This window comes from Desulfofundulus thermocisternus DSM 10259 (assembly GCF_000686645.1).
In the GTDB taxonomy this organism is placed as follows: Bacteria; Bacillota; Desulfotomaculia; order Desulfotomaculales; family Desulfovirgulaceae; genus Desulfofundulus; species Desulfofundulus australicus.
This window is the reverse complement of record NZ_JMLG01000002.1, coordinates 212,421-238,653: the sequence shown is the minus strand read 5'-3', so window position 1 is coordinate 238,653 and position 26,233 is coordinate 212,421. Positions and strand designations below refer to the sequence as shown.

Here is a 26,233-nt window from a genome sequence, read left to right as displayed (position 1 = left end):
CGGGAAAAACGGCAAAGGGGGGGGGATGGTCGGCAGGAAAAGCCCTTGCCAGGTACGACGTGGAAAGAAAAGCAACGAGAAACTTTTATAAGGAGGTTAAAACTGGATGCGTAAATCCAGGAAACTTATTGCCATCCTGGCGGTGCTGGCTTTGCTGGTTACCATGTTGCCGGTGGGAACAGCCTTTGCAGCCGGGGAGTACACGGCGTTGCAGACACCCACGGTAAATGATGATAAGGTGCAGGAGCTCGGCACCGTGAAGGTGGATATCACGCCCGGTTCCATTAAAGCCGGCGACTCGGTGACTTTCCGCCTGCCCGAGGATTTCCAGTTCGTCTACGATGAAGATGGAAAGAATGGACCCGAACAAGACGAAGTAATGGGGCAGACCCAGTGGGACGATGCTGTTGTATCGTCGTCAGTCTACGCAGATTACCCCAACTTTATCGAGGTACCCGAGAGGTACGCAGGCGATTATAACTGCCTCAGCGCGGATGATGTAAAGGTTACCTACCTGGACGAAAATGAAATTAAAATAACTGTTAACAACATAGAAAACCCCGGTGCAGATGGTATCTACCTGTTCCTGCACCTCGGTGCTGTCTACATTGACAGCGGGTTCGACGGCGATGTCAAGTTGGTGGCCGATGCCCCCAGCGGTTCCGGTTTTCCGGACGGCACGGTGGTAGTTGGTCGTGTGTCCAGCGAGGGTAAGGTCTCCCTCGAGGTAACGAACGTTCCGAGCTTCAGCAATGACACCACAGGTGACCCGATCAAGATCCGCATCAAAGAGGACGTCTCCGGCGCCCTGGAAAAAGACACCGAGAGCCTGAAGCTCGTGCTGCCCAGCGGCTTCGAGTGGATGACCACCGACATAAACGTAAACCTCGTCTGGGGCGGTTGGCGGGACACTGACGGGGACGGTAAGGCTGATGATGTTGAGGTCAGTACGGACAAAAATGATGTAGGAGACTCTGATTTCGACTTGGTTGTCTACCCGGATGACGACGAACTCATCATTGCTGTAAATAACGAATCAGATGAGGCTGCCTGCATCGAGCTGACGCTGAATATCGAAGTCGAGGATGAAACCGATGCGCAGCCCGGCGACGTGACGGTCAAGGTTCGCGGCGAGAGCGACTGCGACCAGAGCGAGATTGTGGTTGCGGAGTACGGTGAATACGAAACCTCCATTTCCGTCAAGGATGTTCCAACGGTAATGGCGGGTATGACAGAGCAGGAGATTGGAGACATTGTCATTAAGGAATCCGTAAAGGGTAGCTTGGTGAGTGGCCGTACCATCATTCTCACTCTGCCCAGCAACGCCAAGTGGGGCAAGATCGATGAGGACAGCGATAGTGGTGTCGATCTGGAATTCGCGGGCTTCCCGGGAACGGACGGGCGGTCGGCCAAGTGGAAAGTGGACGGTGAGTCGACTGAAGCTGCCGAGCTCGAACTCGAGGACATGGAAGTTGTCCTGGAGCCCGGGTTTACCGGGGACCTGGTGATTGAGGTCAGCGGTACCGCGGGGCTGTCTGGCGAGATCACGGTTGCCAAGGTCGTCACACCGGTCACCATCACTGCGGATAATGTTCCCGAGGTTAAGATCGGTACCGTGAGCGACGCCGGTGACTTGACCATCACCGAGACTGTCGATGGTGCTATTAAAGACGATAAGGATCTGGTTATCGACCTGCCCGAAGGTGTCCGCTTTGCCAGCACACCCAAGGTGGAGGTCGTGGAAGGTGACCTGGACATTGACGAAGGCGGTGTTCGCACCAAGGCGGACGGCGGCACGGACGACAACTGGCTCGTAATTCCTATCGACGGAAAGAGCAGCGAACCCAGCACCATCAAGGTGACGGGAATTCAGTACATTTGTGACCGCACGGTGCCTGAAGGCGATATCGTCGTCAAAGTGAAAGGCGCGGCCGTGGCAGAAGTAAACGACCTGGAGGAAGTTCGGGATTACTACGGTGACCCGAATCTAGACGCATACGACAAGGTGGAAATAGACGGCTTCGAGGCGTTCCAGCTTGGTGAAGACGGCAAGATCTTCCCGAAGACCTCTACTGCTGCCAAGACGGTAAACGCTAAGGTCACCACCCCTGCGCCCGGTGAGCAGAAGGCTACCGTGGTCTTCAAAGTCGGCGACACCAAGTTCACCGTGAACGGTGCGGAGCAGACCATGGATGTGGCCCCGTATATCAAGAACGGCCGGACCTACATCCCGGTGCGCTACTCCGCCCAGGCCGTGGGTGTGGCTCCTGAGAACATCCTGTTCAGCGGCGGCAAAGTGACTCTGATCAAGGGCGATAAGGTGGTCCAGTTCACCATCGGCAGCAATGTCATGCTGGTTAACGGCGTGGGCGTGACCATGGACGTTAAAGCTGAGATCACCAACGGCCGGACCATGTTGCCCTTCCGCTGGGTTGCCCAGGCCCTGGGTGCTCAGGTCAACTGGGATCCCACCGAACAGACCGTCACCATGACCCTGTAAGCCGCTAAGGCAAACCGGGCTGGAGCACATGATGATTCCAGCCCGGTTTTTTTCTTTGTGTCTCCAGTTGTTTTTGTCTGGGTTTTTCAAGTCATGGAGTAGGGACCGGCAGGTTTCTGCTCCTTTCTTTTTTGAGTTGACAGGTTGCCTGAGTTCTGGTAAAACGAAAGTGACAAGTAACCAATTAGTTACCAAGGGTGGTGATCATGGAGTCGCGTGTTAACCGCACCAGGGACGCAGGGACCACAAAAGCCCGGATCCTGGAAGCCGCCCGGAGCGTTTTTGCGGCTAAAGGTTACAATGCCGCCCGGGTAGATGAAATTGTGGCGATGGCTCGGGTGAACAAACGCATGGTTTATCATTATTACGGCAGCAAGGAAGGCCTTTATCTGGCGGTTTTAAGGGACAGTTTCAGCCGCATTTTTTCTTTAAGCCGGGAGGTGCTGGCGGGGAAGGGGGATGTCCTGTCCCGGGCGAGGGCGGTTATAACCCAGTATTTTTATTTTCTCGCCGCAAACCCGGATGTGGTCAGGTTAATCAGCTGGGAAACCCTCCAGGGCGGCCGGCATGCCCGCCGGGTTTTGCCGGACGTACTCAATGCCGGTCTGGAAGACCTGGAAAGTATTTTACAGCAAGGGATTCAGGAAGGGATTTTCCGCAAAGACGTGGACATCCGCCGGCTGGTGATCAGCGTCAGCGGTCTTTGCCTGAACTATTTTTCCCGCCGCGAGATGCTTCAGTTCCTCTGGCCCCGGGACATCCTGGACCCGGAAATGTTGCAGGAGCACCTGGAACACGTGCTGGACCTGGTTTTTTACGGCATTCTGTCACCCGGGGTATCTTTTGAGGTAAAACAAACCGGGGTGGATAAAACGGAGGATTAATTATGATGGCCCGAAATGAAAAACAAAAGCCTGGTTTTCTTCTGGTTTGCGTAATATTTCTTGTTTTGTTTTGCGTAGCCCTGTTTTTAAACGGGTGCGCCAGTACCGGATCAGCGACCCTTGAGAAGGGTCCCTTTAGCGGAATGGTCAATGCCCCGGAGGTGGATGTAACTACCAAGATACCCGGCCGGGTGGTCAAACTGCTGGTCCGCGAAGGGGATAGCGTGGCCCAGGGCCAGCTGGTGGCCGAAATCGATAGTACGGATCTCAGGGCAAAGGAAAAGGCGGCACTGGCGGCGGTGGAAGCGGCCGGTGCGGCCATGCAAAAGGCAAAGGCCGGCATGGAAGCGGCGGAAGCGGCTGCCGCCAAGGCCCGGGCGGCCCTGGGTGCCGTCAGTGAGAGTGCCGACGCCGCCCTGGCCAGGGCGCAGGCCGGTCTGGAAAAGGCCCGGGAGGACGCTTCCCTGGCCGGGCAGACCTACAAGCGCATTGAGGTTTTGTACCAGAATGGTGCTGCCACCGCCCAGCAGCTGGATGAGGCCAGAAACAAGCTGGCTGCGGCCAACGCAGCCCTGGAGGCGGCCCGGGCCGATCTGGCGGCGGCAAAGGCGCAGAAGGACCAGGTGAATGTTTACCGTGCTGAGCTGGCTACGGCCATGGCGGCCCGGGCGGCGGCGGAGGCCGACCTGAACTCGGCCCGGGCTGCTTACCAGCGGGCCAAAGCGGAATTGCAGGAGGTCCGGGCCAACCTTTTGGAAACGCAGCTCAGGGCGCCAATGGCGGGTACGGTTACTTCCCGTAACGTGGAGCAGGGAGAGATGGTTTCCACCGGAATGCCCCTGTTAACCATTACTGCCCGGGACAGGAACTGGGTGGATGTAAAAGTACCGGAAACGATGCTCGGCAAAATATCCTTGAAAAAAGAGGTAACGGTGACCAGCGCAGCCTTTCCGGGGAAAAAATTCAAGGGTAAGGTAACAGCCATCAATAAAAAAGCGGATTTTGCCACCTACCGGGCCACCAACGAGCGGGGCGATAAGGATATTATGGCCTTTAACGTGAAGGTGTCTTTAAACAATCCCTCATTATGGCCCGGCATGATGGTCGAGGTGAATTTTGAGTGAAAAGGGGCATTTTGAGCCAGATCGCTTATGTAGCCCGGCGGGAATGGGTCTACATGCGGGGCAACCGCCGGTTGACGGCTGTTATGGTGGTGGTTCCCTTTCTATACATCAGCATGTTTGGGATTTTATACAGCCGCCATGTAATCACGGAGATACCCACCGTGGTTTACGACCAGAACAATACGGGAATGAGCCGTGAAGTAATACAGGCCTTTGGGGACTCGCAGAAATTCCACCTGGTGGGCTACGTGTACAGTGAAGCGGAGCTGAGGCAGGTGCTGGAGGCCCGCAGGGCGATAGCGGCACTGGTCATCCCGCCCGATTTCCAGCAGCAGGTGAAGAGCGGGCGGGCATCGCCCCTGCTGGTCATAGTCAACGGTACCAACATGCTGTACAGCAATGCAGTGCTGGCCGCCGCTTCCGAGATTACCGGCACCCTCTCAGCCGGGGTGAGCGTGGCCAGAATGGAAGGGCAGGGCATGCTGCCGTCAAGGGCACTGGATACCGCCCTTCCTTTGAGTTTACGCTTGCGGGTCTGGTACAACCCTACCTTTAACTATACCAATTTTTTGCTTCTGGGCCTGGTGGCCACTGCTTTGCAGCAAATCGCCCTGCTTTACGTGGCCGTGGCCGTAAGCCGGGAGAAGGAAGCGGGTACCCTTGGCGAGCTGAAACGAGCCGGCATTTCCGCCCCGGCGGTGGTGCTGGGCAAGGTTGTTCCCTACCTGGCGGTAAACCTGGCCACTTTAAACGGTGTATTGCTGATGGTTTTCACCCTGTTCCAGATTCCCTTCCGGGGGAACCTGCCGTTGCTGGGACTGCTGGAGCTGCTTTTCTTTGCCGGCATACACGCCCTGGGTATTTTCCTTTCGGTGGTCTGCCGCAGCGAGCTGGAAGCCACCCAGCTGGCCATGCTGGTGGCCGTGCCGTCGTTTCTGTTTTCCGGCTATACCTGGCCGGTGGAAGCCATGCCGCCCGTGGCCCGCGCCGTCTCAGCGGCGCTCCCGCTGACCTACTTTGCCGGCAACCTGCGGGATATTGCCCTGATGGGAGCGGGCCTGCCGGTGCTGGCCCGTGATCTGGCCGTCCTGGCCGGTTTGTCCATCGTTTTCCTGCCCCTGTCCATATTTTTCTTCGCCCGGCAGTACAGGCAGTATGAGCATGCAAGCCCAACTGATTCTTGAAAACCGTCCCGAAAAAGGGGATGGTTTTTCAGCTGAAGCGGGCCGGCATTTCCGCCTTTTCCGGTCGATGAGCAGTAACTATTGTGGCGGTGTGGCTATCCCGGTGGTCTATTCCCTAACAAGCGCTGGAAATAAATATGGCGAGAAGGAACAAAAAAGGCAAAGGTCAACCTCATTGAAAATAATTGATAAGGTAGTGTGAGAGGAGGGGGCTAGCTACCCCCTCCTACTCGATGTGCACCCGGCATGGGCGTTAACTTGGTGGTAAAAATCTACTGCAGGCGAGGCAGCACGGGTTTGCTAGCCAAAGGCAAGGGTGTCCATCGCTAGAGGTACTCCTCCAGGTCGGAGAGAGTGTTTATTTCAAAGATATTATCCAGGATCAGCCCCAGGGCGTATTCATCGAGGGACTTAATTTTATCCACATAGGGGCGGGGTATTTTCTTGAACTTTTTGTGCAGGAGCCTTAACACATTTTCCCTGAGGGTGTCCTGCCTCCCCTTCTCCATACCCTTCTCCATGCCTTGCTGTATTCCCTTTTCGACACCCTTTTTGAAAATCCGCTGATAACCGGCCGATTCTTCGATGTTCAGCATGGTTTCTACCTCCCGGAAGATTTGTTCGATAATTTTCTCTTCAAAATACAGACCGGCAAATATCTCCGCTCGCAGGAGGGTCTTTCTTTTTTCCTCCGTGGTGACGGAAGCCTGCATGATATCCAGCACGCATTCCCGTAAAAAGGCCTCCGGGTGCTGCCTTCTTCTCGGTCTGTCGGCCAGTGGCAGCAGTGCATAAAGTGTATAGTTATTTGTCTTTTTGATTTCCTCCCGGGATATGCTGCCCAGGTCGACGGCCCTGTACCGGTAATCCAGGTGGTTTTGCGGACCGAAACTGTATTCCAGGCCGTCGGCCATGGTCATTTCCCGCTCACCGAAATAAATGAGGATCTGGTAAACGGGCAGCCTGTATTTCTGCTGCAGTTCCGTTGCGTATCTCAGCATGCGGAAGGGGATGTCGCCGTCGTTGGTGCTCTGGAATTCCAGGTGCACGGCGGCGGGTCCGAATTCGGTCCGGCACTCCAGGATGAGGTCGCTTCTCTTGATCTCCACCCTGGGGAACTCGATGTTCAAATGCCTGATGACTTCCGCTCTCATGCTGGCAAAAAAACCGACCAGTTCTTCTTCGCTGTTGGCGAAGAGTTCTTTTATGGTTATGTCGTATTTGTTTCCCGGAAGGGCATCTGCCATTACCATCACCACCTTGATCTTAACAGAGCCGGTGCGGGATGGCAACATATAGATGTGTTGGCGGTAAAAACGAAATCATGCTGCCCGCGGTGGCCGGTACGGCCACCATTATGGCGGTATGGTTACCCCGGTGGCCTGTTCCCTGTTTGACGATCTGGGAAAAGTGTTTGAAAAGTCTCCCGGAGCAGAGGTTGTAAGGACCTGCTCGCACGAAATTCATTAAAAATGTACAAAAACCATCCGGGCATCGTCTCCCGGAATGATGTGAAAATCATGGTCCCCGAGGACGAAAAAACCTTGACTGCACCTGTTTGCCAGGGGTATACTGGGGGTGAAAATTAGTTAAACGGTTTAACAATAATTTAACGAGTTGAAACCGAACAGGAAAAAGGAGGGCTGAAACTTGGGCCGCATTCTCACAGTGTTTATCCTCATAGCTTCTTTGCTCGTACCACCCTCTGCCTGGGCCAAGGAGCCGGCCACGCCCGAGCTGACCCTGAACCAGGCTATTGCCATGGCCCTGGAACACAGCGAAGCGGTGAAGAAGGCAGAAAAGGAAATCGACCGTACCTACAAGCTGCGTGAAGAAAGTGCGGATCAGTTGGATTATGTGCCCACAGCACCGCCTGGTAACAAGTACGTGGAGATGGCCTGGGCCAAACTGCTGACTGCCGACCTGACCTGGCGCATGGCCAAAAAAAATCTGACCGCCGAGCAGGACGAGGTGGCCCTGGACGCGTGCAGGAAATACTGGGATGTTCTTGTTGCACAGGAAAAAGTTAGAGTGGCGGAAGCGGGGCTGCAGAAGGCTGACTGGGATGTGCGAAGGGCGCGGGTCAGTTTCCTGGTGGGAATGATCCCGCAGGCTGACCTGCTGGCGGCGGAGTCGCAGCTGGCCGGAGCTAAGGCTGCCCTGGAAGCGGCGAAAAACGATCTCGACAACGCCTATGCCTCTTTCAACCAGCTGGTGGGCCTGTGGCCCCAGGACCGCCCGGTGCTGGTGGACGGCGTGAATTTTGCCCCCCTGGAGGTTCCCGATGTAAACGTGGAGGTGGGCCGGATAGTTTCCGAGAGCCCCACCGTCTGGCTGGCCAATGAAAAAGTGACCCTGCAGAAATACCTTGAGGACATGATGTTCTATACCGGCGAGTACCGGCCCTACGAAGCAAGAAAAATTGAAGTGGAGCAGGCCGAGCTGGACGCCGCCAGTGCTAAAAAGATGCTGGAAGAGGTCACCCGGTCCCTCTACTACAATGCCAAAAGCCTGGAAGAGTCCTACCGGTCCCTGCAGGAAGGGGTTAAAACCGCCGAAGAAAACCTGCGGGTGACGAAGGTTAAATACGACGTGGGTATGGCCACCCGGGCCGAGGTGGCGGCTGCCGAGGCGGCCCTGGCTCAGGCCCGGCAGAAGGCGCTGGAGGCGGCCTGCCAGCACGCCTACCTCAAGCTGGCCTTTGAAAAGCCCTGGGCTTACATCAGCCTGGCTGTTGCCGGTGGCAGCGGCACGGGCGGCGGGGCTTCGGGGAGCACCCAGGGCCGGTAGCTGGCGGTTAAAAGCCCCCTTTCCCATACGGGCAGGGGGCTATTGTTTCACCAGTTAAGGGCTTCCTTCCAGCCTGACCCGTATGGTAGACTGGAACCTTAACAGGCCTCGCGTGGTGATGATGGTTATTTAAATGCAGGGGTCACGGCTCGCAAATGAAAGCTTTCCTCCTGCCGGGACCGTAGCGGTAGACCAGGAAGTGACGGTCGAAAGTAAAGACCCGGTCAATGCGCAGCCTCTCCATAACAGCGAAAGTGGTGCAATCTGTAAAACTGAAATCCTGGTCGGGGAAGGCATGCATTATCTGCCAGGCTGCCTCCAGGTCCGGCTGTTCCAGGGCGACTACGGGAGTGCCGGTTTCGCGCAGCATTTGCCAGAAGGCCTGGGCGGCATGACGGCCCAGGCAGGCGGCCAGTAAAGCCCATGTTTCTACCAGGATGGCAACGGTCGTTAGAAGCGGGACTTCGCCGGCTACCTTTTCATAAAAGTTCCTCGCCCGCTCATGGTTTCGATCCGAGATGTCGCAAACCGCGTACCAGGCGCCTGTATCAACCATTATGGCCACGGTCCAGTACCTCCGCCAGATAGTAGTCGTGCAGCTCGGAAACGTCTTTTCTGCCGCTTGCCCCCATGCCTATAATCCGCAGGAATGCCTCTTTCGGAGCCTTCCTTTCCTGCCTTTCCAGATGTTCAGAAACGATTTGCCGTATCAGCTCGGCGAGCGAGATGCCCTTTTTTGCCGCTTCATCCAGCAGTGCCCTGTGCTGTTCGGGGCGGAGGTAAATTTGGGTGCGGTGCATCAAACATCACCTCTGCCAACATTATAATGTTATAGCTCGCTTTCGTCAATAAGGTCTGCTTCCCTGTACAATTTCACATAATTTTTCCCCGGGGTGTTGATGACAAACTGGCGGGCTCCATAGTATTTGGAAGCTATTAACTGCATCATTTTTTGTTGACAGGGTCTTCCTTGTATACATATACTTAACTTGACGAACAATTTGCGACTTTAAATTTTTCGGTGGGAAGGGTGACGGAGGTGAGTAACCCTAAATTATCCGCCTGCCTGGACAGGCTGGAGCAGGTGGTAAATCATGTGTCCAGGCGGCTGCACAGCAAGATGGACCAGCAGCTGGTGGAGGGGCTGACCGCCAGCCAGTTCGGGGTGCTCATGTGCATACTGCGCCGTGAGCGCGTGAGCGTGTCCGAAGTGGCAGGCAACCTGGGTGTGTCCTTGAGCGCCATCACCGCCCTGGTGGACAGGCTGTGCCGGGCCGGCTACGTCCAGCGGCGCCGGGATGAGAACGACCGCCGCGTGGTCTGGCTGGAGCTCACCCCCAGGGGGAGGGAGGTCGTCCACTCCTGCCTGAATACCAGGAGGCGGGTGATGGAAAAATACCTGGGCCAGCTGCCGGAAGAGGATCTGGAGCAGTTACTGCGCATCTACGAAAAGCTGCTGTCCATATTAGAGCGGGACGAACCGGGAGCAGCCGGGGAAAGGCGCGGCCAGCCCGGGTCTGTCGAGCAACAGGGCCCCGCCGGGGCCGGCGCTTCCGGGGGCGACGGCTGCGCGCTGGGAAAACGTCAGTCGGACTCATAATTCCATTTATTCTGTGAAGCAGGGATTGTCTGAGCTTTGATTTTTGGACTGGGGAGAGTGATGGGGAAAATGCGCAGTGTAAAAATATCCCTGGCTGTTTTTCTGATTTTCCTGTTGCTGGCGGTCGGGTGCGGGAAAGAGCAGGAGGGAGGTCAGGCCAACGCGGGCCCCGTAACGGTCAGCACGGCAAAGGCGGCCGTGGGGCAGCTGGATAACCGGGTGGTGGTGAGCGGCAAGCTGGAGGCCGTGCAGACCGCCAGCATTGTAACCAAAGTCCCCGGTAAGGTGGCCAGGGTACATGTGGATGTGGGGGACAGGGTCAGCGCCGGGCAGGTGCTGGTCACCCTGGAGAATAAAGACCTGGCCGACCGGGTGGCCCAGGCAAAAGCTGCCTTAGCCCAGGCCGAAGCAGCCCTGTCCCAGGCGCAGGCGGGGCTGAAGGCGGCGCAGGCGGCCCTGGAGAACGCCCGGATCAATTTTACCAATGCGGAGGCCAACTATAAACGGGGCAAAGAGCTCCTGGCTGCCGGTGCCATTCCACCGGCTGTTTTTGAGGGCCAGTATGAACTTCCCTACAAGCAGGCAAAGCAGGCGCTGGAGGGCACTGCTCCCGCGCAGGTGGAACAGGCCCGGGCCGTGGTTAAAGTGCAGCAGGCAGCTGTGTCCAGTGCCCGGGCGCAGCTGGCCCTGGCCCAATCCAGCTATGAAGACAGTTTTATCAAAGCACCCTTCAGCGGGGTGGTTACCGCCCGGAACATCAATCCGGGAGAAATGGCTGCCACTCAGCCCCTGCTTACCCTGGCCAATATAGACCGGGTGCTGGTCAGGGCTGTGGTGGGTGAAACATATATCAATCAGTTGAATAAAGGGGATAAAGTGCAGGTCAGAATCAGTGCCGTTTCGGACCGGCCCTTTACCGGTGTGATCACCAGTATTGCACCCGCTGCCGATCCGGCCACCAAATCGTTTCCCATCAAGGTGGAAATTGACAACCCCAAACACGTCCTGAAACCGGGTATGTTTGCCGAGGTTCAGCTGCCCAATGGGGAACAAAAACAGCTCCTGGTCCCCCGGGAAGCGGTGGTAAAAGACGGGGAGCGGGATTACGTGTGGGTGGTCAAACAGGGCAAAGTCCAGCGCTGCGAGATAAAGGCGGGAGAATCGGACGGCAGGTACATTGCCGTTATTTCCGGCCTGAAGGCGGGGGAAGAGGTGGTTACCGCCGGCCAGGAGAGCCTGCAGGATGGAGCCAGGGTGACGGTCAGGAACTGACTGGGGCCGGCCCCGCCGTCACGGGCGCGGCCCCCGTCACCGGCGACGCCCGTGCCCCGGCGAAACAAACGGGGCCAACCGGAAATATACGGTTCCAAAGGCGCCGGTCATCCCCGTGCTAAAGGCGAATTTTTTAATTCTCGCCGTGCTTTCGCAGGAGGTTCATTGAATGAAAATTACCGATGTATCCATCCAGCGCCCCATGCTGGTGGCCGTGCTGGTAACCGTACTGCTGATCCTGGGCGGCGTTTCTTTAAGCCGCCTGGCCATCGACCTGTGGCCCGAAATGAACCTGCCCGTGGCCGCGGTGGTCACCGAATATCCCGGGGCGGGGCCGGAGGAAGTGGAGCAGCAGGTCACCCGGCCCCTGGAGTCCATCCTGGCTACGGTGAGCAACCTGGATACCATCCGGTCCACCAGCAGCATGGGTGTTTCCACCATTGTCCTCATGTTTGACTGGGGCACGGATATGAACTACGCTGCCCTGCAGATCCGGGAAAAAGTTGATCTGATCCGGCAGTACCTGCCCTCGGGGGCCAAAGCACCCATGACCGTCAAAATGGACCCCAACATGATGCCCATCATGCAGCTGGCCCTGTCCGCCGCGGATGCCCGGGAATTGAAGCAGATTACCGATGATATTATCCAGCCCCGGCTGGAGCGCGTCGGCGGGGTGGCCAGCGTCTGGTCTGCCGGCGGTATGGAGCGGGAGATCCGGGTGCTGGTGGACCCGGAGCGCCTGGCCGGTTATGGCCTGACCCTGAACAGCCTGACCCAGGCACTGGCCGCGGAGAACCTGAATATATCCGGGGGCACGGTGCAGGAAGGAACGAAAGACCTGCTGGTGCGGGTAACCGGCGAATTCCGGGATCTGGATGAGGTGCGCCGGGTGGTGGTGGGCGCCCCGGGAGGCCAGCCGGTACACCTGGAGGATGTGGCCCGGGTCGAAGACGGGTTTAAAGAGGTCACCCAGTACAGCCGGGTGGACGGCAAGCCCGGCCTGACGGTCTACATCCAGAAGCAGAGCGGCGCCAATACGGTCCAGGTGGCCCGGGCGGTGCGCGAGGCCCTGGACGAGCTGAAAAAGGAACTGCCCGGGGTCGACTTTCATGTGGTCATGGACCAGTCGGAATTTGTGGAGCGGAGCATCAGCCACGTGGTCAAGGAAATCATGGTGGGCGGTTTCCTGGCCATGCTGGTGATGTGGATATTCCTGCGCAACCTGCGCAGCACGCTGATCATTTCCACGTCCATACCCATTTCCATCATCGGCACTTTTGTGCTCATTTACTTCAACGACATGACCCTCAACCTGATCACCATGGGCGGGCTGGCCCTGGGGGTCGGCCTGATTGTGGATGACGCCATTGTGGTGCTGGAGAACATTTACCGCCACCGCCAGCTGGGTTACAGCCTGGTGGACGCCGCCCTGGTGGGCACCAGTGAGGTGGGCAGCGCGGTAATTGCCTCCACCCTGACCACCATGGCCGTGTTCCTGCCGGTGGTTTTCGTCCAGGGCCTGGCGGCGCAGGTGTTCACCCCCCTGGCCCTGACGGTGTCGTTCTCCATTTTCACCTCCCTGATTGTGGCCCTGACCCTGGTGCCATTGATGTCCAGCCGCTGGCTGCACCTGGAAGAGGCGCCGGCGGGAGATGCAGCCGGGGAGAGGAGCTGGCACAGGCTGTACAGGCTTTCCGAGCGCTGGTTCAACAACTTGAACAGCGCTTACCGCCGGCTCCTGGAATGGGCCCTGAACCACCGGCGGCGGGTGATCGCCACCGTGACGGTGCTTGTTGTCCTGAGCGTGGCGGCTTTCCCCCTGGTGGGCTTTGAGTTCATGCCCTCCATGGACCAGGGGCAGGTAAACATTACCGTGGAAATGCCCCGGGGAACCTCCCTGGAGGAGACCAACCGGGTGGCCACGCGCATAGAGAAAATGGTGCAGGACCCCTGGGTGGAGAGCGTGTTTACCGGTGTGGGCTTTACCGGCACCCAGGGCATGTGGGGGGAAAGCTCCACCGACGTTGCCCAGATCACCCTGCAGTTGGTGGATAAGTCCCGGCGCAGCGTTACCGCCGATGAGGTGGCGGAAATACTGCGCCAGAGGTTTAAAGATATTCCCGGCGCCAAAATCAAGGTGAGCGCCATGGAAGATCAGAGCGGGATGATGGGCGGCACCGCCCCGGTGCAGATCCAGGTGCGGGGCGATGATATGGGCACCCTCACCCGGCTGGGCGACCGGGTGGCGGAGGTGGTGCGCCGCGTCCCCGGCACCCGGGAGGTGACCAGCAGCCTCCAGGAGGGCCGCCCCGAGGTGCAGGTGCTGGTTCACCGGGACCGGGCGGCAGCCTGCGGGCTTTCCCCGGCCGAGGTGGCCTCCACCGTGCGCACGGCCGTTGAAGGCACTGTGGCCACCCGCTACCGCACCGGCGGGGAAGAGGTGGACATCCGGGTGCAGCTTCGCGATGGTGCGGTCACCCGCCTGCCCGATTTATCAACCCTGACCATTTTATCCCCCACCGGTGCGTCCGTACCTTTAAGCCAGGTGGCGGAAATAGTGGAAACCCGGGGGCCCCACGCCATTGACCGGCAGGACCAGACCCGGCTGGTAACCGTTACCGCCCAGCTGGCGGGGCGGGACCTGGGCAGTGTGATCAAGGATATCCAGGCCGGGTTGAAAGGCCTCTCCCTGCCTCCGGGATACACCGTGGAATTCAGCGGTGAGCAGGAGCAGATGGCCGAGACCTTTGGCGACCTGAGCCTGGCCCTGATACTGGCGGTGGTCCTGGTCTACCTGGTGATGGTGGCCCAGTTCGAGTCCCTGCTCTACCCCTTCATCATCATGTTTTCCGTGCCCGTGACCATAGTGGGGGTAACCTTCAGCCTGCTGGTAACGGGGCGGGCCTTTTCCGTACCTGCCTTCATCGGCGTGATCATGCTGGTGGGTATTGTGGTGAAGAACGCCATCGTTTTCGTGGACTACGTCAATACCCTGCGCCGCCGGGGCCTGGAAAGGCGGGAGGCCATCCTGCAGGCCGGCCCCGTCCGGCTGCGCCCCATCCTGATGACGGCGCTCACGGCCATCCTGGCCATGCTGCCCATGGCCCTGGGCATCGGCGAGGGCTCCGAGGGGCAGGCGCCCATGGCCACGGTGGTGGCCGGGGGACTGGCCTTCTCCACCCTCATCACCCTGGTGCTGGTACCCGTCATTTACACCATCCTGGATGACTGGAAGGAGCGCTGGCAGGCCCGGTGGGCCGGGAGACGGACCGCCCGCCTGGAGGCCGGGAATAGAGGTTAGAGGTTGGAGGCCGGAAGTGGGAAATAAGGTTGGAGGCCGGAAGTGGGAAATAAGGTTGGAGGCCGGAAGCCAGAGAGAGAGAGAAGGGAGAGTGCGGGATGAAAAACAAAAAGGCTATGCTGGCCGTGGCCGCGGTGATGGTGGCCGTCCTTGCCGCCATATCCTTTTACTACTGGCATATGAACCGCTACTACGTCACCACCGAAGATGCCCGTATCGACGGGGATATTTACCGGGTGAGTCCCCAGGTGTCCGGTAAACTGCTGGAGATCAATGTGGAAGAGGGGCAGGCAGTCAGGGCCGGGGATATTGTGGCCCGCCTGGACGACACCACCCTCTCCCCGGCGGCCAGCATTGACCTGGCCGTGGTGCGCTCGCCTGTAAACGGTGTGGTGGTTAAAAAAGTGGCCCACGTGGGTGAGATTGCCGCCCCGGGACAGCCCGTTATCATGGTTGTGGATCCGTCAGCCCTCTATATCACCGCCAATATCGAGGAGACCGACTTGAAGAAGGTGCATCCGGGTCAAAAGGTGGACATCACCCTGGATGTCCTGCCGGGGCAGAAGTTTACGGGTCACGTGGCCCGCATAGGGCGGGCCTCCCTTTCCACCTTCTCCCTGCTGCCCGCAAACACCGGGGGTAGCTTTACCAAGGTGGTGCAGCGGGTGCCCGTGAAGATCGTGTTCGATGAGTATCCCGACAATTATGTGGAAGTAGGCACCAATGCCCGGGTGAAGATTCATATCCGGTGACCGGGCGGGAGGGTGTATGATCATGTCCAAGGCTAAACCGGCCGTTTCTGAGGGAAACGGTTTTCCCTGGCGGGAACTGTTCATCCTGGTCATCGGCCCCTTTATGGCCATACTGGACGGCAGCATCGTCAACGTGGCCGTACCCAAGCTGATGGCCGTTTTTGGCGTGGGCACCGATCAAGTGCAGTGGGTTTTAACCGCCTACCTGCTCACCTCCGGGGTTGTCATTCCGGTCAGCGGGTATTTGGGGGACGTCCTGGGGTACAGGCGCATGTACATCCTGTCCCTGGCGGCTTTCACCCTTGGTTCCCTTTTCTGCGGCCTGTCGTGGAGCAACACTTCCCTGGTGGTGGCCCGGGTGTTCCAGGCCGTGGGAGGCGGGATGCTCGTCCCCATCAGCATGGGCATGCTTTTTAAAGTCGTTCCCCGCGGAAAGATGGGTATGGCCATGGGTGTCTGGGGGATATCGGCCATGATGGCCCCCACCATCGGCCCCACCCTGGGCGGCTACCTGGTGGATGAACTTTCCTGGCACATGATCTTTTTAATCAACCTGCCGGTTGGTTTGCTGGGCATGTTCCTTGCCGCCATATTCCTGCGGGAAACCCCGCTTTTAAAGGCCCGGTTCGACCCGGTGGGCTGCCTGCTCTGCAGTGCCGGCTGCTTTGCCGTCCTGTTGGCTTTAAGCGAAGGGCAGGACAGGGGGTGGACTTCCCAGTATATCGTCACCCTCCTGGTGTCGGCCTTCTTTTTCCTGCTCCTGTTTGTGCTCTGGGAACTGCAGGAAGATCAACCCATGCTGGACGTCCGCCTGCTGGCGAACCCCGTGTTTGCAGCCAGCCTTTTAACCACGGCCGTGGTGACCATCGGCCTTTTCGGCGGGCTTTTCCTGGTTCCCATTTTTACCCAGAACCTGCTCGGGTTAACACCGACGCAGACGGGTTTACTCCTGATGCCTGCCGCACTGGCCAGCGGCCTGATGATGCCCATCAGCGGCCGGTTGTACGATAAAATTGGGGCAAAGCCGCTGGCCCTGGTGGGGCTGTCGGTGGTTGCCTATACCACGTGGGAACTTCATAAAATAAATCTGGACATTTCCACACACTGGCTGCAGATGATGATGGTGTACAGGTCTCTCGGTATGGGGCTGGCCATGATGCCCATCGGCACGGCGGGTATGGAGGCCGTTGAGGCCAGGCTTTCCGGGCGGGCGTCGGCTTTTAACAACCTGGTGCGCCAGGTTTCGGCTTCCCTGGGCATCGCCTTTCTCACTTACGTTATGACAAAGCGCCAGGCCTACCACTTCAGCTGGCTGGCCGACGGTTTTTCCTGGTCTTCCCCGGTGGCTTATGGAGCCCTCCAGCAGGTCAAGCAGGCCCTGGGCCTCCCCGGGGACAGCGCCCTGGCTGTCTTCAGCCTGGCCGCCCAGCGGCAGGCCATGGCCAGCGCCATTGCCGATACCTTCGTTGTCAGTGCCGTTATGGTGGCCCTGGCCATCCCGCTATCACTGTTCCTGGGGAAGAAGGGGAAGGTTGCCAGGGGTGGATAGGGTTACCTGATAGAATAGACGGCCTCGAAGTGCTGGAAATTAAGTCACTGCCGGGCTGTCGTAAAACGTCTACTCAAAAGGAGAGTTGCCGTCCATGCATATTAACCTCCTGGGTGCCCGGGTGGATGCCGTGGATCTGGCCGGGGCGGTGGAGAAAGTGGCCGCATTTGTGGCCGCCGGGCACCCCCACCAGGTAATTACCTTAAACCCGGAAATTCTGTACCGCGCCCAGAAGGAGCCGGAGCTCCTGGACCTGATCAACCGGGCCGACCTGGTTACCGCCGACGGCATTGGTATTGTCTGGGCGGCAAAGGTGGCCGGCACCCCCGTTCCCGAGCGGGTGACGGGGATCGATCTTATGCTGGCGCTGGTGGAAAGGGCGGCCCGGGAGGGCTGGCGCATCTTCCTGCTGGGGGCGGCGCCGGGGGTGGCGGAAGAAGCTGCCCGGCGCCTGCGGGAGAAGCACCCCGGGCTGGTGGTGGCCGGCACGCAGCACGGTTACTTCCGGCCAGGTGCCGGGGAGGCAGGAGGGGAGGCGGTATTTATATCGCCCGGCCGCGCCCCGGTTGCATCTTCCGGGTACGGCGGCCGGCCGGGTGAGCCCCGGGTTCCCACCGAGGAAGAGGTGGTGGAGCAAATCCGGCGGGCCAGGCCGGACCTGCTTTTTGTCGCCCTGGGGGCCCCGAAGCAGGAGCAATTTATCGACCGGTATAAAGAGGTGCTGGGCGTACCCGTGGCCATGGGGGTCGGGGGGAGCTTTGACGTGATCGCCGGCCGGGTGGCCAGGGCCCCGGAATGGATGCGCCGCCTGCACCTGGAGTGGCTGGGCCGCCTGATCCGGGAACCGCGCCGCTGGCGGCGGATGCTGGTCCTTCCCCGCTTTGCCTGGCTCGTCTGGCGCAGGGCGCGACCGGCCGGAAGGTGAATAAAATGGTAGCTGGCGGGAGGAAAGAGAGCGCTTTTGTCGAAGATTTAACCTATTACGTCCGGTGGAGGGATAGAAAAAATGAGGAAAAAATGGCCTGTGCTGGCGGTCCTGCTGGTCTGCGGGATGCTGGCACTGGGTGGTTATGCTCACCTGGCCGGGGCTGCCGGCGGGGAGCCGGGCAGTGAAACCGATCCCCTGGTGAGCAAAAGCTTTGTCGAAGAATACGTGGCCAGGTATGTCAGCGAGGCGCTGGGAGAAGGACGGGGCAGCGGCGATTTCCAGTGGCGGGTAGCCAGTGTACCCGCCGGGCAGGAATTTACTGGCGGTGCGGGGATGGAGTTTATCCTGCGCACCGGCAGGGCCGTGGCCGTGGACCCCACGGGCAGCGGTATACCTGACGTTACCGCCGGCACCAATCTTTCTGCCGGCAGGGAAGTGGCCCCCAACCACCTGTACATCATACCGAGAAGTGACGGCCGGGGGCTGCGCGCCCAGACCGATGTAATCGTCATGTACCGGGGTGCCACCGGCAAATAAGGCGGGCATTTTGCCGCCTGTCCTGTAAAAGCGGGGTGTTGGTATGGTTGCTAAACGCAGGCGGAGGTGGAGGCCCAGGCCCCTGTTTCTGCTTTTAATGGTGCTGCTTCTGGCGGGAGGGGGCTACCTGCTGGCGGGGCACCCGGGCCTGAACTGGCCGCCTTTACCTGCCGCACCGGGGGACAACGAGGCCATGGCCAGCGAGCCCCTGGGTTCCTTTACCGTACTGCTTCTGGGTACCGATGCCCGGGCCGGGGAGAAGGTCGGCCGCACCGATACCATTATTGTGGCCAATGTGGACAGCGAGAAAAAGCGCATTGCCCTGCTGTCCATACCGCGGGATACCAGGGTGGATATTCCCGGACACGGCACGGATAAGATCAATGCTGCCGCTGTTTACGGCGGCCCGGCGCTGACCTGCGAGACCGTTTCCAACCTCATCGGTATGCCCGTCCAGTATTATGCCCTGGCCCGCTGGGAGGGGTTTAAAAACATTGTGGATGTTCTGGGCGGGGTAACCATTGAAGTGGAAAAGGATATGTATCATTATGACAGCAATGACGGCCGTGAATATGCCATAAACCTCAGGAAGGGAGTGCAGCGCCTGGACGGCAGCAAGGCCCTGCAGTACGTTCGCTTCCGGGGGGACCCCCTGGGGGATATCGGCCGCACGGAAAGGCAGCTGAAGTTTTTGAAGGCCCTGGCCGGGGAAGTGATGCAGCCGTCCACCCTGTTGAAACTGCCCCGCCTGGTGCCGGAGATCAACAAAAGCATAGAAACCAACCTGGGTGCCCGGCAGATGCTGGCCCTGGCCCGGGCGGCCCGGGACTTCGAGCAGGCCGAAATAGTCACCCAGACCCTGCCGGGGCGTTTTTTGAACCTGAACGGCATCAGCTACTGGTATGTGGAGCCTGCACAGGCCCATGAAGTGGCCCTGGCCCTTTTTGAAGAGGGGCGGGTGACGGAAGTGGTTCAGGGCCCCACGGTCAGCGAGGGCAAGTCTTCTTCCGGCCCGCCCGCGCGCAGGACGGGGACGGGCCAGCTGGCAGCTGGTGAGCCGGTGGTAACACCGTCTCAGCCACCCCCACCGGCGGTGCCGCCGGTTCTTCCCGCCCCGGAGGCGGTCGAACCGGGTCTTGATGCGGGGACCGGTGAGGATTCCGGCGGCGGGTTGACCGGGGAAGGTACGCCGGAGGAAAGCAACTCACCTCTACCCGGCAGCCACACGGGTGATGACGGGGTGCAGGGTGGCCCTGCCCCGCCTGCCCACGGTGGGGGGTATGGTGAGGATGGCGGTACAACCATAGAAATCATCCCCCTGCCCGGTAGAGGTGCCAGCTAGCCATACGTGCCGGCCGGGGTTATCCGGGCCGGAAATAAAACGGGCGGCGGATGGCGCCGCGTCCAGGCCAGACCACAGGATGAATTACCCGGAGGGTTTGTAGGGCCTCCTGCAGAACGCCTGCCGTGCCTGCAGGAGGTTTATTAATTTCAGGGGACTTTGGTGGGAACATTTTTATTATGCTGGAGGTCATTATTATATGAAGCAACGCTGGTATCCACTGCTGCTGGTGGTTTTGCTGCTCGCGGGCATAATCGCGGCGGGGGCGGCGGGCTGGCAGCGTTACCGGGTGGAGGCGGCTTTCCGCCAGGTGGAAGTGGCCATGCCCTATGATGAGCTGAGCAGGCTGGCCAGGCTATCGGGACGGGATACCGTGGAGGTAATGCGCCTTTTCCGGGAGCGGGGGCTGACCACCGTGCTGGTTAAAGAACCCACGGCGGACGCCCTGCGCCGGGCGGGAGAAATCGCAATAATGACCGGCCAGGAGTTGCTGCTGATGTCACCCCCCTGGCTGGGGCAGCTGCAGGCTGACGGCGGTTTGGCGCCCTCCGACACTTACCTGCTGACCACGCGGGAAAAAACTTTCCAGCGCCTGCTGGTCCAGCTCCGGGCCAAAACTTCCGGGGCGGAGGGATACCGGCCGGCGCCGGGAGTTTACGTGGTGCGCACTCCCGCCGATCCCGGGCTGCTTGCCCTGCTGGGCCTGGGGTTCCCGGAAGAGCCCCTGGAGGAAAGCGCCCGGGCCGGGCTGCTGGTGGCGGTGCAGGTGCGCAACTGGCCGGGAGCCACTGCCCGGGGGATTGAGCAGGCCCTGGCACCTCTGAAGGATATTCCCAACCTTTCGGTTCTGGCGTTTAACGACGATACCCTGCCCGGCTACCCGCAAAAGCTGCGGGCACTGGCCCGGGTGGTCGGGCAGCTGGGTGTGCCGGTGGCTCAGATCGAGTTCTTCCCCCAGAAAGGCCTGAATACACTGGGAATTCTCCTGGACAAGCAGGTGGTCCGCCTGCACAGCATTTCTCCCGGTGAGCTGGGCCGGTATACTCCCACCGGGGCCCTGGAAAGATACCGGCTGGCTGCGGCCGAGCGCAACATGAGGCTGTTGCTGGTGCGGCCCTTTACAGCGCCGGGGGGGCAGGATCTGCTCCAGGAAAACCTGGATTTTGTTGGCAGGCTGAAAGCAGGCCTGCAGCAGGAGGGCCTGGTGGTGGGGCGGGCGTCTACCCTGCCGGCCATACCCACTTCCCGGGCCGGTTTCTTCGTGATAGGGCTGGGAGTCATCGCCGGCTGTCTGTTCCTCGCCGGGCGCCTGGGCCTGCGCCGGGGTGAGATCTGGCTGCTGCTCCTGGCGGCGGCCTGGGCCGGGCTGCTGGCGGCAGCCCCGGTTCCGGCACGCAAGCTGATGGCCCTGGCGGCGGTAATCATCTTCCCCGGCCTGGCCCTGATTACCGGTGTGCGCGCCCGGGGTGCATCCATCCTGGAAAGCGCGGGCCTCCTTTTGAGCACCACCCTGGTATCCCTGCTGGGCGCGCTGTTCATGGTGGGCCTGCTGGCGGATGCCGGGTTCATGCTCAAGCTGGACCAGTTCAGCGGGGTCAAGGTGGCCCACCTGGCGCCGTTACTCCTGGTGGCGGGGGTGTTTTTCTTCCTTTCCGGCCCGGCTGAACCTGCGGCAAAGCGCCTCCACAGGACGCTGGACCAGCCGGTGCTGGTCAAATGGGCCGTTCTCACCGCCCTGCTCCTGGTGGTGCTGGCCGTTTATCTGGTGCGCACGGGCAACGAAGGGGAAGCGGTTACCACCGCCCTGGAGCTGAAATTCCGGGGATTGCTGGATGCCCTTCTGGGGGTGCGCCCGCGAACGAAGGAATTTTTGCTCGGCCACCCCGCTTTGATGCTGCTTTTCTATACCGGCTACCGGGATAACCGCTTCCTGCCCCTTCTGCTGCTGGGAGCCATCGGACAGGTCTCCCTGGTGAACACCTTTGCCCACATCCACACGCCGCTGCTGGTATCCCTGGTGCGGCTGGTCAACGGCCTGGTGCTGGGGATGCTGGTGGGCCTGGCGGTTATCCTGGTGGTGAATCTGGTCGGGAAATGGTGGCGCAGGTTCTCCCCGGAGGATAATTAGAGTATATCTATAAAACTGTGTTGTTAACTGCAAAGGCACGGTGTTGTCCAGAGCGAACGATTTTGCGGAGCGCCGGTAACAGCAGCCGGTGAAGCGAGGTTGCCCGCTCGGCTCTCGAGGACGCCAACGAAACCAAGCGAGATTAATGTAGAAGAACCACATCGGGTAGATAAAGTGGAGAGCATAAAAACAATATCGATGGCAATCCGCAGAGAGCCAGAGCCGGCCCGAAGCGAACCGAGGTGCGTATCTTACGCGGAGCACATGAGTGAGCGGGACAACACCGTGCCTTAAGTTGGAAAGTGAATCGGGTGAAAACGGGGGTGCAGTTATGGCGGCTGGTGGGGGGCCGGTGGTGGCCATCTCCGGCTATTACGGTTTCGACAACCTGGGGGACGAGGCGGTCCTCTACAGTCTGCTGGAGGCCCTGCGGGAGGTCTGCCCCGCCGTCCGGCCGGTGGTTCTTTCCCACGCCCCGGAGAGGACCCGCGCCCTTTACGGCGTGGAGGCCGTGAACCGCTGGCGGGTGACGGAAGTTTACCGTGCCCTCGCCGGTGCCGACCTGGTGATCAGCGGCGGGGGCAGCCTGCTGCAGGACGTCACCGGCCTCAAGAGCCTGGTCTACTACCTGGGCGTGGTCTGGCTGGCCCGTCGCCTGGGCAAGCCGGTGGTTTTCTACGCCCAGGGCATCGGCCCCGTGCGGAGCAGGACGGGCCGGCTGCTGGTGCGCCTGGTGGCCAGCGACGTTCAACTGATCACCGTACGGGACGCGGCTTCCGCCCGGGACCTGGCGGAGATGGGGGTCACCCGGCCTCCGGTGGAGGTTACCGCCGACCCGGTGCTGGGCCTGGACCCGGCCCGGACGGGCAGGGAAAAGGGTATGGAGATCCTGGAAAGGGCGGGCATTCTCGAACCGCCGGCCACAGGCGGGGGGAATAATAGCCGCCCCGGTGAAGATGGCGGGTCGGGGACGGCCGTGCCCGTGGTGGGGGTATCGGTGCGGGAATGGCCCGGCTTCGGGGCGGAACAGCAGCGGGCCCTGGCCCGGGTGGGTGACGACCTTTGCCGCCGGGGATACCGGGTGCTTTTCATTCCCCTGCACTATCCGGAAGACCTGGCCGTGAGCCGCCAGGTGGCAGCCATGATGCAGGAGGGGGCTATCGTCCTGGAGCGGGGGCTTACCGTTGGTGAGGCCGTGTCCCTGTTTGGCTGCCTGGACCTGCTCATCGGCATGCGGCTGCATGCCCTGATCCTGGCCGCGGTGATGGGCGTGCCGCCCCTGGGTATAAGCTACGATCCGAAAATCGACCGCTTTCTGGAACAGCTGGGGCTGCAGCCGGGGGGGCGGGCCGCCGATCTGGACTACAGTGCATTGAGCAAAGCGGTGGATGAAATCCTGGCCGACCCGGCCGGGTTCAGGGCCCGGCTTTCCCGGGCCGTAGAGCCGTTGAGGGAGCGCGCCCGGGCCACCGCCCGGCTGGCCGGTGCATTAATGGAAGTTGGAGGTTGGAAGTCGGAGGTCGGAAAATTCGATTAGTTAAACTTGCCCCGGGTGAAAAATTTTTTTGACCTTTTGCACTGGAAAAATTGCGAAAACGAGGTATTGTTTATCTGGGGAGGTAATTTCGCGTTGCGTAGTGTGAAAAAATTAGTCGCCCTTCTGCTGGGGGGGACCTTTCTATGGGGCTGCACGGCCGCCTTTGCCGTTCTACCGGCCGGGGCGGATAGTGCCGCCGCCGGTTCCCAGGCCGTACAGGCCACGGTAGTTGGCAGGCCGGCGCCGCAACCCCTGGTTTCCCGGCCGCCGGCCGATCAGATCCAGACCCTGGCCCCGGGTGTCTGCTATTATCCCATTTCCGGGCGCACCTGGCAGGATGAACCCTTAAAGGGGCATGTGCTGGAAGTGGACCCCGGGCAGGCCCTGCTGGAAGTGCGGGTGGCGGTGGGCGGCGACGCCCTTGGCCGGAAGGAAACGCTGAGCCGGCTGGCCGCCCGCCACGGGGCCGTGGCCGCCGTGAACGGGGGGTACTTCGACCCCTCCTCCGGACACCCCATCGGCAGCCTGGTCCAGGACGGCCGGCTGCTGGCCACCTCCGGGATCCTGCGGACCTCCGTCGGGATCACCGGAGATAACCGGGTCCGGTTCGGTTACTTCGCGCCCCGGGTGACGGTGCGTCCCGGAGATGGGGAACCCCTGGTGGCGGCCGGGGTCAACACTTCCCCCGTGGCCGGGGGGATTACCCTGTATACCCCGGCCTGGGGTGAGCGCGCCGGTTCCGCCGGTGACGGTATTGATGTGGTGGTACGTCCGGAGACGGAAAAAAGCAGCCGGTACATAGTTTCGGAAATTGGTTACGGGGGCAGCCCGATTCCCCGGGACGGTTACGTGCTCACCTTCCGGGGTGAGGCGGCCGCACAGGCCGCCGTGCTGGCGGTGGGCACACCGGTGGACGTGCAGTTCGACTGGGGTGCCGGCTGGGAAGGGTTAAAGCACCTGGTTACGGCCGGGCCCCTGCTGGTGGATGAGGGGCAGCCCCTGCTCCAGGCCATTATGGAAGGGTTCCGGGGCAGCGTGCTGGAGCCGGCCCCCCGCACGGCCATAGGGGTGGACGGCCAGGGCAGGCTCCTGCTGGTGGAAGTGGACGGCCGGCTGAAGGAGTGGAGCGCCGGCGTTACCCTGGAGGAACTGGCCTACCTGATGGCCGACCTGGGAGCGGTGCGCGCTGCCGCCCTGGACGGGGGAGGTTCCAGCGCCATGTGGGTGAAGGGCAGGCTGGTCAGCCGTCCATCGGGGGGACGGGAGCGGGAGCTGGCCAATGCCATTCTGGTGCTCCATCAGGTGCCGGTTTATCTGAACGGCGAGCGGCTGTTTTTTGACGTTCCGCCCCTGATGGACAATGGCCGCACCCTGGTACCCATGCGGAGGATTTTCGAAGTCCTGGGGGCGGAAGTGTCCTGGAATGAAGAAACCAGGACCGTGACGGCGACCCGCGGGGAGCGCACGGTCAGCCTGGCCCTGGGGCAGAAGGAGGCCGTTGTCAACGGTAAAACCCTGCCCCTGGACGCTCCCGCCCGGGCGGTGGAAGGGCGTACCATGGTCCCCCTGCGTTTTGTGGGCGAGGCCCTGGGGGCGGCGGTAACCTGGCAGGATAACCCGCTGGCAGTAATAATCGAGCAGTGAAAAACCCGGCCGGGCTCCCGCGGGGATAATGGCCCGGCGTGAAAGGTGAGGGATAACCGTGATGGCAAGAATATACAGGCTCCTGGCGCCTTTTATTGCCGCCCTGGTTGCGGCCAGCACCCTTCTGCCCCTGCCCGCCCTGGCCGGGGACGCGGTGGTGGAGGTGGATTACCGGGATGACATTACCTACAACCATCCTTACTATGTGACCCGGTTGCCCGGGGGCAACCTGCTCCTGACCCGGGTAGGCCACCAGTCACCGGCTGTGGTGGAAATCACCCCTGCCGGCCAGGAAGTCTGGTCTTACCGGGGCGTCCAGGCTGCTGCGGCCACCCGCCTGGCCAGCGGTAATACCCTGATTGCCGATTCCGGTGCGCCGGGGAGGCCTTTTGCGCCCCGCGTGGTGGAGGTAACCCCTGCTGGCAATGTGGCCTGGGAGTACCGCCTGCCTTCCCTGGCCCAGGCGCCCCGCTACGCCCAGCGGCTTTCCAGCGGCAATACCCTGATCACCCTGCCCTACAAGATTATCGAAGTAACCCCGGATAAGAGGGTGGTCTGGTCCTACGGCTGGGGCAGGCCTGTGCCGCCCGGCACGCCGGGCCACCTGGCCAACCCGGTGCAGGCCGTGCGGCTGCCCAACGGCCACACCCTGATCGTGGACCAGGGATTTACCGGGGGTCGGGTGCTGGAGTTAGACGCTCATAAGCAGGTGGTATGGCAGGTGGGGGACGGTACATATAACCCGCCGCCCGTTTCACAGGGGGTGCCGGGGGAAGCGGCGGGGAGCGGGGAAGGACAGGGCGACCGGCAGGTACTTCCCGGCCCGGCGGGTACCGCCCCGGCCGCTGATGCCGCCCCCCGGCCGGTCCGGCTCAAGCGGCCCACGGGTGTCCTGCGTCTTCCCAACGGGAACACGCTGATTGCCGATGCCGGCACTTCCACCCTGCTGGAAGTGGCTCCGGACCGCCGGGTTGTCAATTCCTGGTCCTGGAAGGGTGCCCTGGCCGGTCTTCCCGTGATGAACCAGTGGCTGGCTGCTCCCGTGGACCCGTTCAGGGTGGTTGTTCCCCTGACCCTGACCAGCTCCCGGTCCCGTGTCCTGGTGATTGCCTCACCGGATGACGCTGCGCAATAGTTCCGGCCCGCCGGGGGCGCCGGCTG

Annotated in this window: 20 protein-coding genes; 17 read left to right on the top strand and 3 right to left on the bottom strand. The window is 60.8% G+C overall.

Annotation, left to right across the window (positions count from 1 at the left end; all coding sequences use genetic code 11):
• The first annotated feature begins 106 nt into the window (after positions 1-106).
• The 4 genes from BR83_RS0103210 to BR83_RS0103195 all read left to right on the top strand — a co-directional run bounded on the left by BR83_RS0103210 (position 107) and on the right by BR83_RS0103195 (position 5,692).
• Entirely contained in the window at positions 107-2,500 is a 2,394-nt protein-coding gene (locus tag BR83_RS0103210; RefSeq protein ID WP_027355861.1) for a stalk domain-containing protein, read from the top strand.
• Positions 2,501-2,706: 206 nt separating this feature from the next.
• Complete coding sequence (locus BR83_RS14930; RefSeq protein WP_051617801.1) at positions 2,707-3,384, top strand: TetR/AcrR family transcriptional regulator; 678 nt, start codon at positions 2,707-2,709, stop codon at positions 3,382-3,384.
• Between the two features lie 2 nt (positions 3,385-3,386).
• On the top strand, positions 3,387-4,508 hold the full coding sequence (locus BR83_RS0103200) for an HlyD family secretion protein (RefSeq protein ID WP_051617800.1): 1,122 nt from the start codon (positions 3,387-3,389) through the stop codon (positions 4,506-4,508).
• On the top strand, positions 4,505-5,692 hold the full coding sequence (locus tag BR83_RS0103195; protein ID WP_034634347.1) for an ABC transporter permease: 1,188 nt from the start codon (positions 4,505-4,507) through the stop codon (positions 5,690-5,692). Before BR83_RS0103200 ends, BR83_RS0103195 begins: the two co-directional genes overlap by 4 nt.
• A gap of 326 nt (positions 5,693-6,018) precedes the next feature.
• Here the strand turns inward: BR83_RS0103195 and BR83_RS0103190 are convergent, their stop codons facing one another.
• Positions 6,019-6,939 carry a DUF4351 domain-containing protein gene (locus BR83_RS0103190; RefSeq protein ID WP_027355858.1) on the bottom strand — a complete coding sequence of 307 codons (921 nt, stop codon included), beginning with the start codon at positions 6,937-6,939 and terminating at the stop codon, positions 6,019-6,021.
• 403 nt (positions 6,940-7,342) lie between these two features.
• Between BR83_RS0103190 and BR83_RS0103180 the strand changes: the two genes are divergently transcribed.
• Complete coding sequence (locus BR83_RS0103180) at positions 7,343-8,482, top strand: TolC family protein (RefSeq protein ID WP_027355857.1); 1,140 nt, start codon at positions 7,343-7,345, stop codon at positions 8,480-8,482.
• 142 nt (positions 8,483-8,624) lie between these two features.
• On the opposite strand, the gene BR83_RS14925 is transcribed toward BR83_RS0103180, so the two are convergent.
• Entirely contained in the window at positions 8,625-9,038 is a 414-nt protein-coding gene (locus tag BR83_RS14925) for a type II toxin-antitoxin system VapC family toxin (RefSeq protein ID WP_242839615.1), read from the bottom strand.
• Complete coding sequence (locus BR83_RS0103170) at positions 9,031-9,282, bottom strand: ribbon-helix-helix domain-containing protein (protein WP_027355856.1); 252 nt, start codon at positions 9,280-9,282, stop codon at positions 9,031-9,033. The genes BR83_RS14925 and BR83_RS0103170 overlap by 8 nt, the downstream gene beginning before the upstream one ends.
• Positions 9,283-9,521: 239 nt before the next feature.
• Here BR83_RS0103170 and BR83_RS14920 point away from each other — a divergent pair, with 239 nt between their 5' ends.
• From BR83_RS14920 to BR83_RS14905, 12 genes are all read left to right on the top strand, one after another.
• Positions 9,522-10,082 (top strand): MarR family winged helix-turn-helix transcriptional regulator, encoded by a 561-nt coding sequence (locus BR83_RS14920; protein WP_083543092.1) that lies wholly within the window; start codon positions 9,522-9,524, stop codon positions 10,080-10,082.
• A gap of 69 nt (positions 10,083-10,151) precedes the next feature.
• Positions 10,152-11,354: an efflux RND transporter periplasmic adaptor subunit gene (locus BR83_RS0103155; protein WP_027355855.1), complete on the top strand. Its 1,203-nt coding sequence runs from the start codon at positions 10,152-10,154 to the stop codon at positions 11,352-11,354.
• A gap of 169 nt (positions 11,355-11,523) precedes the next feature.
• Positions 11,524-14,655, top strand: a complete 3,132-nt coding sequence (locus BR83_RS0103150) for an efflux RND transporter permease subunit (protein WP_027355854.1) — start codon at positions 11,524-11,526, stop codon at positions 14,653-14,655.
• 98 nt (positions 14,656-14,753) lie between these two features.
• Positions 14,754-15,407 (top strand): HlyD family secretion protein, encoded by a 654-nt coding sequence (locus BR83_RS0103145; RefSeq protein WP_027355853.1) that lies wholly within the window; start codon positions 14,754-14,756, stop codon positions 15,405-15,407.
• A gap of 22 nt (positions 15,408-15,429) precedes the next feature.
• Positions 15,430-16,956, top strand: coding sequence for a DHA2 family efflux MFS transporter permease subunit (locus tag BR83_RS0103140; protein ID WP_027355852.1), 1,527 nt, complete (start codon positions 15,430-15,432; stop codon positions 16,954-16,956).
• A 94-nt stretch (positions 16,957-17,050) separates the two neighbouring features.
• Positions 17,051-17,881, top strand: coding sequence for a WecB/TagA/CpsF family glycosyltransferase (locus BR83_RS0103135; protein WP_027355851.1), 831 nt, complete (start codon positions 17,051-17,053; stop codon positions 17,879-17,881).
• Positions 17,882-17,962: 81 nt separating this feature from the next.
• Positions 17,963-18,421, top strand: coding sequence for a hypothetical protein (locus BR83_RS0103130; RefSeq protein WP_051617794.1), 459 nt, complete (start codon positions 17,963-17,965; stop codon positions 18,419-18,421).
• Between the two features lie 43 nt (positions 18,422-18,464).
• A complete protein-coding gene (locus BR83_RS14915; RefSeq protein WP_051617792.1) occupies positions 18,465-19,763 on the top strand; it encodes an LCP family protein in 1,299 nt (432 codons plus the stop codon).
• Between the two features lie 199 nt (positions 19,764-19,962).
• A complete protein-coding gene (locus BR83_RS0103115; protein WP_027355849.1) occupies positions 19,963-21,891 on the top strand; it encodes a DUF5693 family protein in 1,929 nt (642 codons plus the stop codon).
• Between the two features lie 331 nt (positions 21,892-22,222).
• Positions 22,223-23,428, top strand: coding sequence for a polysaccharide pyruvyl transferase CsaB (csaB, locus tag BR83_RS0103110; RefSeq protein ID WP_027355848.1), 1,206 nt, complete (start codon positions 22,223-22,225; stop codon positions 23,426-23,428).
• A 102-nt stretch (positions 23,429-23,530) separates the two neighbouring features.
• On the top strand, positions 23,531-25,072 hold the full coding sequence (locus BR83_RS17520; RefSeq protein ID WP_242839614.1) for a phosphodiester glycosidase family protein: 1,542 nt from the start codon (positions 23,531-23,533) through the stop codon (positions 25,070-25,072).
• A 61-nt stretch (positions 25,073-25,133) separates the two neighbouring features.
• Positions 25,134-26,207: a hypothetical protein gene (locus BR83_RS14905; protein ID WP_242655845.1), complete on the top strand. Its 1,074-nt coding sequence runs from the start codon at positions 25,134-25,136 to the stop codon at positions 26,205-26,207.
• Positions 26,208-26,233: the final 26 nt, after the last annotated feature.

Bases quoted from the DNA above. Each gene is read 5' to 3' on its own strand.
- csaB (WP_027355848.1), top strand. From the start codon at position 22,223: ATGGCGGCTGGTGGGGGGCCGGTGGTGGCCATCTCCGGCTATTACGGT.
- BR83_RS0103145 (WP_027355853.1), top strand. From the start codon at position 14,754: ATGAAAAACAAAAAGGCTATGCTGGCCGTGGCCGCGGTGATGGTGGCC.
- BR83_RS0103155 (WP_027355855.1), top strand. From the start codon at position 10,152: ATGCGCAGTGTAAAAATATCCCTGGCTGTTTTTCTGATTTTCCTGTTG.
- BR83_RS0103150 (WP_027355854.1), top strand. From the start codon at position 11,524: ATGAAAATTACCGATGTATCCATCCAGCGCCCCATGCTGGTGGCCGTG.
- BR83_RS14925 (WP_242839615.1), bottom strand. From the start codon at position 9,038: ATGGTTGATACAGGCGCCTGGTACGCGGTTTGCGACATCTCGGATCGA.
- BR83_RS0103200 (WP_051617800.1), top strand. From the start codon at position 3,387: ATGATGGCCCGAAATGAAAAACAAAAGCCTGGTTTTCTTCTGGTTTGC.
- BR83_RS0103210 (WP_027355861.1), top strand. From the start codon at position 107: ATGCGTAAATCCAGGAAACTTATTGCCATCCTGGCGGTGCTGGCTTTG.
- BR83_RS0103170 (WP_027355856.1), bottom strand. From the start codon at position 9,282: ATGCACCGCACCCAAATTTACCTCCGCCCCGAACAGCACAGGGCACTG.
- BR83_RS0103135 (WP_027355851.1), top strand. From the start codon at position 17,051: ATGCATATTAACCTCCTGGGTGCCCGGGTGGATGCCGTGGATCTGGCC.
- BR83_RS0103115 (WP_027355849.1), top strand. From the start codon at position 19,963: ATGAAGCAACGCTGGTATCCACTGCTGCTGGTGGTTTTGCTGCTCGCG.
- BR83_RS0103190 (WP_027355858.1), bottom strand. From the start codon at position 6,939: ATGGCAGATGCCCTTCCGGGAAACAAATACGACATAACCATAAAAGAA.
- BR83_RS0103140 (WP_027355852.1), top strand. From the start codon at position 15,430: ATGTCCAAGGCTAAACCGGCCGTTTCTGAGGGAAACGGTTTTCCCTGG.
- BR83_RS14915 (WP_051617792.1), top strand. From the start codon at position 18,465: ATGGTTGCTAAACGCAGGCGGAGGTGGAGGCCCAGGCCCCTGTTTCTG.
- BR83_RS14930 (WP_051617801.1), top strand. From the start codon at position 2,707: ATGGAGTCGCGTGTTAACCGCACCAGGGACGCAGGGACCACAAAAGCC.
- BR83_RS14905 (WP_242655845.1), top strand. From the start codon at position 25,134: ATGGCAAGAATATACAGGCTCCTGGCGCCTTTTATTGCCGCCCTGGTT.
- BR83_RS0103130 (WP_051617794.1), top strand. From the start codon at position 17,963: ATGAGGAAAAAATGGCCTGTGCTGGCGGTCCTGCTGGTCTGCGGGATG.